15 protein-coding genes and 1 tRNA gene are annotated in these 12,079 nt (G+C 67.9%); 7 read left to right on the forward strand and 9 right to left on the reverse strand.

Annotated features, from left to right (window positions below):
- Positions 1 to 20: 20 nt before the first annotated feature.
- The 4 genes from ASE34_RS07745 to ASE34_RS07760 form a co-directional block, all read right to left on the reverse strand.
- The gene (locus ASE34_RS07745; protein WP_056278345.1) at positions 21 to 998 is read right to left on the reverse strand and encodes a zinc-binding dehydrogenase; all 978 of its coding nucleotides are present in this window, start codon (positions 996 to 998) and stop codon (positions 21 to 23) included.
- A 44-nt stretch (positions 999 to 1,042) separates the two neighbouring features.
- A complete protein-coding gene (locus ASE34_RS07750; RefSeq protein ID WP_053095718.1) occupies positions 1,043 to 1,465 on the reverse strand; it encodes an organic hydroperoxide resistance protein in 423 nt (140 codons plus the stop codon).
- A 32-nt stretch (positions 1,466 to 1,497) separates the two neighbouring features.
- Positions 1,498 to 1,926 carry a MarR family winged helix-turn-helix transcriptional regulator gene (locus ASE34_RS07755; protein WP_056278348.1) on the reverse strand — a complete coding sequence of 143 codons (429 nt, stop codon included), beginning with the start codon at positions 1,924 to 1,926 and terminating at the stop codon, positions 1,498 to 1,500.
- Positions 1,927 to 1,997: 71 nt separating this feature from the next.
- On the reverse strand, positions 1,998 to 2,711 hold the full coding sequence (locus ASE34_RS07760) for a GAP family protein (protein WP_056278350.1): 714 nt from the start codon (positions 2,709 to 2,711) through the stop codon (positions 1,998 to 2,000).
- A gap of 315 nt (positions 2,712 to 3,026) precedes the next feature.
- Between ASE34_RS07760 and ASE34_RS07765 the strand changes: the two genes are divergently transcribed.
- From ASE34_RS07765 to ASE34_RS07775, 3 genes are read left to right on the forward strand one after another with little or no spacing between them, the layout of a single operon-like run.
- The gene (locus ASE34_RS07765; RefSeq protein ID WP_056278354.1) at positions 3,027 to 3,257 is read left to right on the forward strand and encodes a hypothetical protein; all 231 of its coding nucleotides are present in this window, start codon (positions 3,027 to 3,029) and stop codon (positions 3,255 to 3,257) included.
- A 33-nt stretch (positions 3,258 to 3,290) separates the two neighbouring features.
- Entirely contained in the window at positions 3,291 to 4,136 is an 846-nt protein-coding gene (locus tag ASE34_RS07770; protein WP_082586561.1) for an SDR family NAD(P)-dependent oxidoreductase, read from the forward strand.
- Positions 4,137 to 4,146: 10 nt separating this feature from the next.
- Positions 4,147 to 5,754 (forward strand): DHA2 family efflux MFS transporter permease subunit, encoded by a 1,608-nt coding sequence (locus tag ASE34_RS07775; protein ID WP_056278358.1) that lies wholly within the window; start codon positions 4,147 to 4,149, stop codon positions 5,752 to 5,754.
- A 20-nt stretch (positions 5,755 to 5,774) separates the two neighbouring features.
- Here the strand turns inward: ASE34_RS07775 and ASE34_RS07780 are convergent, their stop codons facing one another.
- Together ASE34_RS07780 and ASE34_RS07785 are read right to left on the reverse strand one after the other, a co-directional pair.
- Positions 5,775 to 6,047 carry a hypothetical protein gene (locus ASE34_RS07780; protein ID WP_056278360.1) on the reverse strand — a complete coding sequence of 91 codons (273 nt, stop codon included), beginning with the start codon at positions 6,045 to 6,047 and terminating at the stop codon, positions 5,775 to 5,777.
- Between the two features lie 81 nt (positions 6,048 to 6,128).
- Positions 6,129 to 6,443: a hypothetical protein gene (locus tag ASE34_RS07785; RefSeq protein WP_056278363.1), complete on the reverse strand. Its 315-nt coding sequence runs from the start codon at positions 6,441 to 6,443 to the stop codon at positions 6,129 to 6,131.
- A gap of 106 nt (positions 6,444 to 6,549) precedes the next feature.
- On the opposite strand from ASE34_RS07785, the gene ASE34_RS07790 reads away from it, so the two are divergent.
- A complete protein-coding gene (locus ASE34_RS07790) occupies positions 6,550 to 6,771 on the forward strand; it encodes a hypothetical protein (protein ID WP_235567459.1) in 222 nt (73 codons plus the stop codon).
- 57 nt (positions 6,772 to 6,828) lie between these two features.
- Positions 6,829 to 7,386 carry a YegP family protein gene (locus tag ASE34_RS17525; RefSeq protein ID WP_235567460.1) on the forward strand — a complete coding sequence of 186 codons (558 nt, stop codon included), beginning with the start codon at positions 6,829 to 6,831 and terminating at the stop codon, positions 7,384 to 7,386.
- A 105-nt stretch (positions 7,387 to 7,491) separates the two neighbouring features.
- On the opposite strand, the gene ASE34_RS07800 is transcribed toward ASE34_RS17525, so the two are convergent.
- Positions 7,492 to 7,564: transfer RNA gene (locus ASE34_RS07800), tRNA-Arg, on the reverse strand.
- A gap of 16 nt (positions 7,565 to 7,580) precedes the next feature.
- On the reverse strand, positions 7,581 to 8,390 hold the full coding sequence (locus ASE34_RS07805; protein ID WP_235567463.1) for an SGNH/GDSL hydrolase family protein: 810 nt from the start codon (positions 8,388 to 8,390) through the stop codon (positions 7,581 to 7,583).
- A gap of 70 nt (positions 8,391 to 8,460) precedes the next feature.
- Here ASE34_RS07805 and argS point away from each other — a divergent pair, with 70 nt between their 5' ends.
- Both argS and ASE34_RS07815 read left to right on the forward strand, forming a co-directional pair.
- Positions 8,461 to 10,125, forward strand: a complete 1,665-nt coding sequence (gene argS, locus ASE34_RS07810) for an arginine--tRNA ligase (RefSeq protein WP_056278371.1) — start codon at positions 8,461 to 8,463, stop codon at positions 10,123 to 10,125.
- Positions 10,126 to 10,163: 38 nt separating this feature from the next.
- Positions 10,164 to 11,015: a DUF2993 domain-containing protein gene (locus tag ASE34_RS07815; RefSeq protein WP_056278374.1), complete on the forward strand. Its 852-nt coding sequence runs from the start codon at positions 10,164 to 10,166 to the stop codon at positions 11,013 to 11,015.
- 7 nt (positions 11,016 to 11,022) lie between these two features.
- On the opposite strand, the gene ASE34_RS07820 is transcribed toward ASE34_RS07815, so the two are convergent.
- Positions 11,023 to 12,078 carry a YihY/virulence factor BrkB family protein gene (locus ASE34_RS07820; RefSeq protein ID WP_056279027.1) on the reverse strand — a complete coding sequence of 352 codons (1,056 nt, stop codon included), beginning with the start codon at positions 12,076 to 12,078 and terminating at the stop codon, positions 11,023 to 11,025.
- Position 12,079 lies beyond the last annotated feature (1 nt).

The raw sequence follows: 12,079 nt of genomic DNA on the forward strand, positions 1-12,079 counted from the left end.
CCGCCCTGCGCCTGACCAGGTCAGAACTGCAGGAGAACCTTGCCCACCCGGCCCGCGGTGTTGCTTGCGCGGACTGCCTCTGCGGCATCCGCCGCATCGAAGACGCCGGCGACGGGCAGGGTCAGCGTGCCGTCGCTGACGCGCTGGATCAGTTCGCCGAACAGGGCGCCGCGCGTGCCGGCATCCATGGTCTGGATCACCTTGCTGCCCCAGAAGCCCTTGACGGTCGCCTGCTTGAAGATGACGTCGCCCGAGGCGATCTCCATCGTGGGGGAGTTCATGGCACCGAACGCGACGAGAGTGCCACCCTCGCCGAGGAGCGACAGGACGTCGCCGGCCGACGAGCCGCCCACCGAGTCGATGCCGAAGGCGACGTGCGCGCCACCGGTGATCGCGGCGACCTGCTCGCGCCAGTCGTTCGCATCCGTGGAGACCACGTTCTCGATGCCCTGCTCGCGCAGTTCGTCGACCCCGGCCGAGCGCCGGACGAGCCCGATGACGTTGACGCCACGAGCGGCGCCGAGCTGTGCCAGCATGCGACCGACCGCGCCGTTCGCCGCGTTCTGGACGATCCAGTCGCCCTTCTCGGCGCCCAGGAAGTGCAGCAGGCTGATGGTGCTGAACGGCATCGACACGAGCTGCGCGGCGCTCTCGTCGCTGAGCGACTCCGGCACGGGGATGAGGCCCGCGGCGTTCGCGACGACGTACTCCGCCCAGGCGCCGAAGGTGCCGCCCGTCGCGACGCGCTGACCGACGGAGAGATCGTCGACGCCCTCGCCGAGAGCATCCACGATTCCCAGAGCCTCGGTGCCCGATGCTGCCGGGAGCTCCGGCTTGAAGCCGTAGGTGCCGCGGATCGTCCACAGGTCGTGGTTGTGGATGGGGGAGAGGACGATCTTCAGTCGGACCTGGCCGGGGCCGGGCTCCGGCATCGGACGCTCGGTGACGGTGAGGACCTCTTCGGGTTCTCCGAAGGTCTCGTGGGTGAGGGCGCGCATGATGTTCTCCTTGTGGGATCGGTCGTGGTGGAGGTCGAGCGGGATCAGTCGTCGGAGACGGTGATCGCGACGTCGATGTTGCCGCGCGTCGCGTTGGAGTACGGGCAGACCTGGTGGGCGGCGTCTGCGAGCGCCTGAGCCTGCTCGTGCGGAAGGTCGGGGATGACGACCTCGAGCTGCACGGCGAGGCCGAATCCGCCCTCGCCGTTCGACCCGATCTGCACGCGGGCCCCGACCGACGAATCGGTGATCTTCACCTTCTGCGCACGCGCGACGGTCTGCAGTGCGGAGTGGAAGCAGGCGGCGTACCCGGCCGCGAACAGCTGCTCGGGGTTGGCGCCGTCGCCGCTGCCGCCCATCTCCTTCGGGATGGCGAGGTCGAGGTCGAGTCGGCCCTCGCCTGTGGTGACGCGGCCGTTTCGTCCGGCTCCGGTGGCGAGTGCTTCGGCGGTGTAGAGAGCGTCCATCGTGTGGACTCCTTCCGGGTTGCGGGTTGGGGTCAGTCGGCGAGCTGCAGGCGTGCGGTGAGCTCCTGCAGCTCGGTGATCAGGCGGTGACGCTGGTCGTCGTCCTGCATTCCGGCGAGGGCGGCGATCTTGGTGTGAACCGGAGCGACTTCAGTGCGCAGAGCCATGCCGGTGTCGGTCAGTCGCACGGTGACGACGCGCTCATCGGCCGTGCTGCGGGCCCGCGCGACGTAGCCCGCCTGCTCGAGGCGGCGGACCAGGGGGGAGAGGGTGCCGGAGTCGAGCTGCATGGCGTCGCCCAGCGAGCCGATCGTCTGCTCGCCCTCCATCCAGAGGATCGCGAGCACGAGGTACTGCGGGTAGGTCAGACCCCACGGCGCCAAGAGGGCACGGTACGCCTGCGTCGTCGCTCGGGCGGCGGAATACAGCGAGAAGCACACCATCTCATCGGTCACGGCCATACCTCGAGTATTGCACGCGATTAAATTGTGCACAACCTATCTGAGCTCGTCGACCGGACGACGCCGTTCGCTCAGAGGAGCCCCGAGATGCCCTTCTGCAGTTGGAGGGCGCCGATCACGAGCAGCAGAGCGGCGTTCATCACGTGGGTGTTTCCGGCGACCCATCGTCGGGCGGAGTCGAGCAGCGGCTGCGAGCGCTCGCCTCGGATCGCGACGTAGAACACCGGCATCGCGATGGGCAACGTCCCGACGACCACGAACGCCAGGGCGACCCAGACCGCGTCGTCGCCGACCTGCGCGAGCGAGATGTCGAGCGCTGCGATGATGGCGCAGGACGCGTCGACGGGGTTCAGCACGAAGAGCGCCAGCCCGAGGAATCCGGTGCGCACGGGGCGGAACGTCTCGACGGCATGCAGCCACCCCGGCAGCTGCGGAGCGGCCGCGACCACCTGCTGCGGCGAGGATGCGGCGGCCATCTGACGGATGCGCGCAGAGCCCTTGCGGTAGACCCAGACGGCGGCGCCCGCGAGGAACAGTCCGATCAGCAGACGGAGGATCGGCACCCAGAGCGGCGGTTCGCGAAGCCCGTGCACCTCGAAGACGGTGAAGAGCCAGAGAGCCAGTGTCAGGAGGCCGGCGAGTCCCACGACCCACCCGATCAGGAACGCGATGCCGTTCGCACTCGCTCGTCGGGAGAGCAGCACGGCCACCAGAGCCATGATCGCCAAGGGGCTGAGGACGACTCCGAGCGCGACGGGGATGAGTGTGACCAGCAACTCACCCATGGTCGGCCCCATCCGTCATCGCGAACCTTCCCGCGCACGGTCCGGCGCGCTGATCTCAGAGTGCACCGAGGACGGCGCGGATGGCGTGTCCCTCACCCGATGCGGGTGAGGGCTCACGGGACGGTGTCGTCGGTGACGTGGCGACGTGGAATCGCTCCCACCGACTGGTGATCGTCAGGGAGACATGCTCTTGTCCGATATACCGCCCGTCGCTACCTTGAGGGCATGGCCTCCCCCACGCGCCTGTCTCGTCCTGTACCCGCTGTGCGCTTCCGCCCTCCGGAACGACAACCGGGAGGCGTGCGGCGAGCGCGGGTGAACGATGCACTGATCGAGGCGGCGAGAGGGCGGCATCTCAGCGTCCTCAGCGCTCCGAGCGGGTACGGCAAGACGACGGCGGTCGCCGAATGGGCATCCGGCACCGACGAACTCGCCTGGCTTGCTCTGACTCCGTCGGATGCGGAAGCCGGATTCCTCGCGCAGGGAGTGGTCGATGCGCTGATCGTCGGCAGTGAGCGAGCGGGCCGCTCCCTCGCCCTCAAGTAAAGAGACGCGTGTGCGTCGAGGAGAGGAAGCACCATGGATCTGCAGCTGCACGGGAAGACGGCGTTCATCAGCGGCTCGACGCAGGGCATCGGGTTCGCGATCGCCTCCGCGCTCGCCCGCGAAGGCGTGGACGTGACGGTGAACGGACGTGATGAGCAGCGTGTGGATGCGGCGGTCCGGCGACTGCGTGCGGAGCACCCCGGCTCGACGGTCTCAGGGCTGGCGGCGGACTTCGCGAGGCGAGAAGAGGTGGAGCGACTGACGGAAGCCTTGGGCGACGTCGACATTCTCGTCAACAATGTGGGAATCTTCGGCCCTGCCGAGTTCGAGACGATCACGGACGACGACTGGAGTCGATACTTCGAGGTGAACGTCATGAGCGGAGTCCGGCTGTCCCGCCACCTTCTCGGAGGCATGCTTGCGCGGGGGTGGGGCCGCATCGTCTTCATCAGCAGCGAGTCCGGGGTGAATATCCCCGCCGACATGGTGCACTACGGCACGACGAAGGCCGCGATGGCCGCTCTCGGCAGCGGGCTGGCCAAGCGCACCAGAGGCACCGCCGTGACTGTGAACACGATCCTCGGAGGGCCGACGTATTCGGACGGGGTGGCGGCGAGCGTTGCAGCCGTGGCAGAGGCGCAGTCCCTTCCGCCCGAGGTGGTGAAAGCCTCCATCATCGGTCAGAACCGTACGACGCTGCTCGAGCGGTTCATCGAGCCCGATGAGATCGCGAGTCTGGTGACCTACATCGCCAGTCCTCGCTCATCGGCTACCAACGGCGCGGCGCTGCGGGCGGAGGGGGGGAGTGCTCACCGCGATGCTGTAACCGGGTGCACCTCGAGATCGAAAAAACAGCACGCCGCGCTTATTGCTAGCTAAGCTAGTAGTCATGGAACGCTACATTCGCCTGCGCTGGGTGGGCCTGGTCTTCATCAGCATCGCCGTCTCGCTGATCATCGTCGACTCGACGATCGTGAATGTGGCGATTCCGGCGATCGTCGACGATCTCGGCATCACCTCCACCGAAGTGCAGTGGGTGCAGGAGGCGTACACGCTGGTGTTCGCCGCGCTGCTGCTCGTGTTCGGCAGCCTCGCGGATCGGTTCGGGCGTCGGCGCGTGATGATCATCGGAGTCGTGGTCTTCGCAGCATCCTCGGTGCTCGCGGCCTTCGCTCCGCACGGCGGGATGCTGATCCTCGCCCGTCTTGCGCAGGGAGTGGGCGGATCGATGATCCTGCCGACCACGCTGTCGATCATCAATGCCACCTTCCGCGGGCGCGAGCGGGGGATCGCCTTCGCGGTGTGGGGGTCGACGATCGGCGGAATGGCCGCTGTGGGACCGCTGCTCGGCGGATGGCTGACGACTGCCTTCTCCTGGCGGTGGGCGTTCGGGATCAACATCCCGCTGGGCATCATCATCGTCATCGGCGTGCTGCTCACGGTGGGGGAGTCGCGCAGCGACCGGACGTCGAAGATCGATGTGGTCGGGGCGATCCTCTCGGTCATCACCATGGCCAGCCTCGTGTTCGGCCTCATCGAGGGGCGCACGTACGGCTGGTGGCTCGTCGACCAACGTCCGCAGATCGGCGACTGGGCCTGGCCGCTCGATGTCTCTCCGATCCCCTTCGCCTTCGCACTGGCGATCGTGGCACTCGTCGCATTCATCGCATGGGGTGTGCATCGTGAGCGGCAGGGCACGTCCACGCTGCTTGCTCTGCGTCTGTTCTCCATCCCCTCGTTCCGCAACGGCAACATCGCGGCGACAGTCGTGTCGCTGGGAGAGTTCGGCATCATCCTCGCTCTGCCCCTGTGGCTGCAGTTCGTCCTCGGCTTCGATGCGCTGCAGACCGGGCTCCTGCTGCTCGCGCTCGCCCTCGGATCCTTCGTCGCGAGCGGTGCCGCGGGGGCGGCCAGCGGAAAGATCGCTCCGGTGTGGGTCGTCCGTGCGGGCCTCATCGCCGAGATCATCGGCGTCGCCGGAGTCGGCTTCGTCATCGCCCCCGATGCGTCGTGGGTGCCGCTGATCCCGTTCCTCTTCGTCTACGGCCTCGGTGTCGGCCTCGCCACCGCTCAGCTGACCGGCGTCGTGCTCGCCGATGTGCCGGTCGACGACAGCGGCGCGGCTTCGGGCACGCAGTCGACGTCACGACAGCTCGGTGCAGCGCTCGGGGTCGCAGTGCTCGGCACCGTGCTGTTCGCGAGCACAGCCGGGATCCTCGCGTCATCACTCGACGCTCGGGGACTCCCGGCCGAGCAGCGCGATCAGATCGTGTCGGCGGTCGTCGACAGTGCGGGCGGAGCGATCAGCGGACTGGAGGCGCAGCCCGAGACGGCTGACATCGCCGACGACGCCAAGGCCGCGTTCTCCGACGGCACGCGTTTCGCGGCGTGGACGGCGGCAGGGTTCCTGTCCCTCGGTCTCCTGTCGACGATGTCCCTCGGAGCGACCGCCAAGACCCGACGTGAGGACCAGCCCGACGCGACGTCGGCCGCCTGATTCCTTCATGTACCCCGTGGCTACTCGATGTCCCACATCGTGTAGCCGACGACGCCGGCCGGGATGAACTCCATCGGCTTCGTCAGCTCGTTCTCGATGCCTGTGATCCGGCCGGTGTCCTCGGAGATGAGGAGGGTGTTCTCGTAGGACGTCCCCTCATCGCTCACCCGGAGCCCGACCGAGTCTCGGCCGAGCCGGTCGTGCGACTCAGCCAGCACCGTGAGCCCGCTCGCATCGACGAGCATGTCGATCAGAGTGGCGTGCTGCTCGTCCGTCAGAGTCCAGTAGCTCAATAGCTGGCCGATGGCGCGCAGGAGTTCTCCCGACGAACTTCTGTTCCGGCGTCGAGAGCCTCTGCTCAGAAGTCGGTCTCGCTAGCCCTCATCGACGGTCACTGCATTGCCCCACACCCAGCACCGGAACGTCCGGTCGCCTGCCCGGAACTCGATGCCTGCGGCCAACGGTGTCGACCGCGCGAGCTTCGCATCGACCCGCACCGCTTCGGGCCCGAAGCGCACCCAGGCGCGGACCGCACGATACGGCTGCGGATAGATCGTGACGGGCTGTTCCCGGAGCGCGAGCTCGCGCTCCGTCAGGGATTGAAGAGCGCCGGCGCGCGCTGCGGTGAGGATGGTCCGATGCTGAGAGCGCATGTCGTAGTGGGCTGCCAGGCGCTTGCTCGTGCCCATGCCGGCTCCCTTCTCCGGCCCAGTGACAACGGTAGCAAGATTCGAAGATTTGTTCTATTCTCGATTCATGCGACCAGCTCCTGCTCATCTGCCTGCGACTATATGGATGGTCGACGACATCCCGTCGCGAACGGTCTTCGCCGGGCGTCGGTGGAAGGTCTCCGACATGCCCACGCGACTCTGGGACTCGATCTGGTCAGCGGCGCCGGAGTCGGAGCGAGGGTTGTACGGATGGCGGTTCCAGGGCACGGATGACGAGGGCCACTCCCTGGTGTTCGACGTCTTCCGGGGTGAGGACGGGTGGCATGTGCACCACAGCTACGACTAGGGGTCAGGCGGACGGAATCCTTGTCCCGGCTCGGTCGGTGCGCGCTATCGTGTGGGCATGACGGACTCCGGCGCGACACTCCTTGCCGCGATCATCGCGGCCGGCGTGGCAGGAGTCGGACTGATCTGGTCTGTCGTCAGCTTCATGCTGACGAGGCGGACCCAGCGAGCCACGGATGCTCGTCAGGAGTGGTCGCGCCGATTCGAGCACGCACACGCGCTCGCGTTCAGCTCCGATCTCAAGGAGGCAGCGAGCGGCCTCACGCTCATCGAGGCGCTCGCGCGTGAGCGGTGGGTCACGGACGAAGATCGGGCGACCGCGGTGAGCATCCTCTCGTCTCTCACGGGGGTGGCTGAGGCGCCGGCGGCGCAGCTGCGCGCGACGATCCTCGCGGAGGTCAGGAACCCGGCGGTCGCCGCTGCGCTCGGCAGAGTGGAGACAGGGCCGAAGGGCCGGTTCGAGGTCTACCGCGACGCGTCCGGAGACTACCGATGGCGCCTCAAGAGCGCGGGAGGCCACTACCTGGCCGTCAGTGAGGGGCATTCCAGCGAGGCTGCCGCGATGAGCTCGCTCGAACTGGCCCGTCGTGAACTCGGCAGCGAGCCACCGGAGTAAGTGGGCCGCGAGCGCAACGAGAAAGGCCGCCTGGAACCAGGCGGCCTTTCTCGATATCTCGGCTCCGCGTGCGAATTCTCATTCATGCAGCGCGTGACCCGTGTGTGCCCCCGACAGGAGTCGAACCTGCGACCTACGGTACCGGAAACCGGCGCTCTATCCACTGAGCTACGGAGGCGTACCGATCGACAATATCACTGCTCGGGAGTGGTCTCCGACCCACCGGCCTCGGTCACCGGCGCGTCGCCCAGTTCGCCGAGCGCTGCGGCCAGCTTCTCGGCGAGGTAGAGGTGACCGTCGGTCGACGGATGCTTGCGGCCGATCTCGACATCGATGACCGACAGGTAGTTCTGGTCGGTGATCCAGTTCTGTGCGACGGGGGAGATGTACCACCATCCGCGAGCGGCGGCGAGTTCACCGAGATCGGCGTCGATGCGCGCGGTCTCAGCGCCCACGGGAAGTTCGTGCGGCGCCGGCCCCAGAATCACGATCGACGCGTCCGGATACTTCGCCGCCATGGCATCCCACGCGGCGGTGACGGCTTCGCGGTATCCGGCCTCGCCCTGCGCCCGGTCGTTGATCGACCCCTGGAGGATGATCAGGTCGGGGGTGAGTGTCGGGTCCAGAGCGGCGATGCGCACACCGAAGGCCGGGCCATCGAGTCCGGGCTTGAGGTAACCGCTGCCGCGGACTCCGTCGACGATGGTCCGTCCGCCGATCAGGTCGGCGAGCTGATAGGCGTATCCGAGGGTCGGCTCGGTCGCGGCCGAGCCGTAGGTCCAGGAGTCGCCGAACACGAGAACGGTCGGATGCTCCGGAAGAAGAAGGGGAACCGGCGCGATCGCCACTGATTCGTCCGCGGCCGCCGCAGCACCGACGGGTGCCGAAGACGGCATCGGAACCCAGGGCCGCCACACGCCGAGGATGACTGCCGCGACCGCCAGGATCACTGCGACGGCGAGGCCCGCGACGGGCAGACGATAGCGGGCGGATGCGGCCTTCATGGCATGACTGTAGATCACGAATCCGCCCTCGCAAATTCGGGCGCGTGACGCGCCGTAAACTGGGAGGCCTATGAACCCTGAATCGCTCGCCACAGCCCTCCTCGCCGTCCTCGCACCGATCGCCGAGGAACGACGTCCTGGCGAGCCGTTCTCGCTGTCCGCGTCGGACATCGTCTTCGAGCGTCCGCGCAACCGCGACCACGGCGACTGGGCCTCGAACATCGCGATGCGCCTGGCGAAGCCGTTCGGCACGAACCCGCGCGAGTTGGCGCAGCAGATCGCCGACGGCCTCGCGCAGGTGGGTGGCGTGCAGACCGCCGAGGTCGCAGGGCCGGGCTTCATCAACATCCGCCTCGACGCGGCTGCCGCCGGCGCGCTGGCGAAGCTCATCGTCGAAGCCGGCGCCGAGTACGGGCACAACGACACGCAGGCCGGTCACAGCATCAACATCGAGTTCGTGAGCGCGAACCCGACCGGGCCGCTGCACATCGGTCACACTCGCTGGGCGGCGCTCGGCGATGCGATCGCCCGGGTGCTCGCAGCCTCCGGCGCGAAGGTCGCGAGGGAGTATTACATCAACGACGCCGGAGTGCAGATGGAGCGCTTCGCGAATTCGGTGCTGGCCGCCGTCAAGGGCGAACCAACTCCCGAGGGCGGGTACGCCGGCAGCTACATCGGCGATCTGGCCGCTCGTGTTCTCGTGGCGCGTCCGGACCTGCTCGAGCTCTCCGGTGACGAGCAGGTGGTCGTCACGCGGGAGCTCGCCTACGGGTTCCAGCTGGAGGAGCAGAAGCAGTCGCTCTCGAAGTTCAACGTCGACTTCGACGTGTGGTTCTCGGAGCGCACGCTGCACGCCAAGGACGCGGACGGCGTCAGCTTCGTCGATCGCGCCGTCGACCGCCTGCGCGAGCAGGGACACGTGTTCGACGACGAGGGTGCAGTGTGGGTGCGCACCACCGACTTCGGTGACGACAAGGATCGCGTGATCCGTCGCTCCAACGGCGAGTACACGTACTTCGCCGCCGACGCCGCGTACTACCTGAACAAGGGGGACCGCGGCTTCGAGTACAAGCTGTACCTTCTCGGAGCCGACCACCACGGCTACGTCCACCGCCTCAAGGCGATCGCCGGCGCCGCCGGGGAAGACCCCGAGAAGAACGTCGAGGTGCTGATCGGTCAGCTGGTCTCGGTCGGGGGAGCGCGGCTGAGCAAGCGTGCGGGCAACATCATCGAGATGGACGATCTGCGCGAATGGCTCGGCACCGATGCGCTGCGCTACTCGCTCGAGCGCTCGCCTGCTGACTCCCCGCTCGCTCTCGATCCTGAGCTGCTGCAGAAGCGCACGAACGACAACCCGGTGTTCTACGTGCAGTACGCGCATGCCCGCACGCACAACGTGGCCCGCAATGCCGCCGACTCCGGTGTGGATCGCTCGGAGTTCGCGCCCGAGACGCTCACGCATGAGACCGAGAGCGCTCTGCTCGGCGCTCTGCAGGAGTTCCCTCGCATCGTGGCGTTCGCGGCCGAGGTGCGCGAGCCGCACCGCGTCGCGCGCTACCTCGAGGAGCTCGCCGGCCTGTACCACCGCTGGTACGACAACTGCCGCGTGATCCCGCAGGGCGACGACCCCATCGAGACCGTGCACCGCACGCGTCTGTGGCTCAATGACGCCGCAGGGCAGGTCTTCCGCAACGGCCTCAACCTGCTCGGCGTGTCCGCTCCCGAGCGCATGTGACCTCTGCTGTCGTCCGTGCCGTAGGGCAGGATGGCAGCATGAGCGACGAGAACCACACCCTTCCTTACCCGTCGGCGGATTCCGAGCATCCGACGCTCGTGATCCCGGGTGGGAAGGACGGCGGGGATGCCGGTGCCACACCGCCGAAGCGCGCGCGCAAGCGCTGGCCCTGGGTGCTGCTGATCGTCGTGGTCGTTCTCGCTGTTCTCGCCATCGCTGCGGAGCTCATCGCGCGCGCTGTCCTGCCCGGCATCGTGCGGGGCATGGTGATCGAGCAGCTCGACCTGCCGGCCGACCAGAAGCTCGCCGTCGAAGCCGACGGCGTTCTGATCCCGCAGCTGATCGGCGGAACGCTGGACACCCTGCATCTCTCGACCGACTCGGTCACGCTGGAGGGGATCACGGGCGCCGTCGACGTCACCGCCATGGGCGTGCCGCTGCGCGGCGGTGACCTCGCATCCGCATCCGGCACGATCCGCATCGACGAGTCCCAGTTCACGTCCCTGCTCTCGAACACCGAGCTGCCGATCGACACGGTCACGCTCGAATCGCCGAACGCGACGGTCGCGGGTTCGGTGAGCGTTCTCGGCCTCGCCATCCCGGTATCGCTCACGGTGACCCCGGGGGTGGCCGAGGGAGATCTCGAGCTCACCCCTGTCGGCCTCACCGTCGGCGGACTCGAGGTCGACGCGGATCAGGTCGGCTCGAGTCTCGGTGCTCTGGGGGAGCAGCTCACTCAGACGCAGCGCATCTGCATCGCGGACCAGCTTCCCGCCGGCATCACCCTCACGGGCCTCCAGATCGACGGATCGGAGGCTGTGATCGACGTCGACGTCGACGGTGCGATCGCGACCGATCAGACCCTGCTCGGAAAGGGCACCTGCCCCTGAGACGGGCTCAGTCCTCGTCGGTTCCGAGACGGGCCTCGCGCTCGGCCTTCTGCGCCTCCCGAAGCTCGGACGTCGCCAGCGCGACCTCCGCTTCGGCGCGCTGCACACGTCGCTGGGGGAAGGTCGTCGCGCCGAACCGCGCGTGCACCCGGTCCTTGCGTTCCTCCTCCGACGTGACGATGTAGGCGCACGCGATCAGGATGACCTGGGTCGACAGGTTGAGCCAGATGAGCAGCGCCAGCAGAGTGGCGAAGGAGGCGAGGAGGGGGTTGCTCGTCGCGCCGCCGATGAACAGGCCGGACAGCTCCTGCAGCACGAGCAGCCCGACTCCGCCGATGAGGGACCCGATCCAGAGTGAACGGCCTGCGGGGCGCAGCCCGGAGAGCAGGCGGAACACCCCGGCGATGAGCACCGTGTCGAGTGCCAGCACGACGACCAGGGAGACGATCCGGATGCTCCAGGATGCCGCGGGCGAATCCTCGGGAATGCCGAGCAGACCGCTGATCCAGGTGATCCCGAGCCGACCGGCGAATGTGACGGCCGCTGCGGCGACGAACAGCACGGCGACGCCGGCCGCGAGCAGCAGGTTGCGGAGCATGACCCAGATGAACAGCACGTCGGCATGCGCGGTTCCGGCGAGGACGCGCACCGCGGTGCGCAGCGATCCGACGGCGCCGAGCGCCGAGCCGATCAGCGCGACCGTCGAGATGGCGCCCGCGACGGAGAGCGATATCGGCTCCTTGAGATCGTCGGGATTGACGACGCCGTCTTCGCCGATGAGACCGGGCACCACGGACTGCACGGCGGAGATGATCGCGTTCCAGGCGTCGGGATTGCCGGCGAGCCAGAGAGCGGCGATCGAGAACCCCAGGAGCACGGCGGCGAAGACGCTGAACAGAGCGCGGTATGTCACGCTGTCGGCGAGCATCGGGCCCCGCCGCTCGGAGTAGAGCAGGAACGCGCGGACCGGGCGCCGTGTCAGAGCCCAGCGGATCGCCGACGCGCTGACGCGCGCGATCAGGCCGGGGCGTCGGGCATCGGGTGCTGCGGATTCGGTGCTCATC

This window comes from Microbacterium sp. Root280D1, assembly GCF_001428975.1.
In the GTDB taxonomy this organism is placed as follows: domain Bacteria; phylum Actinomycetota; class Actinomycetes; order Actinomycetales; family Microbacteriaceae; genus Microbacterium.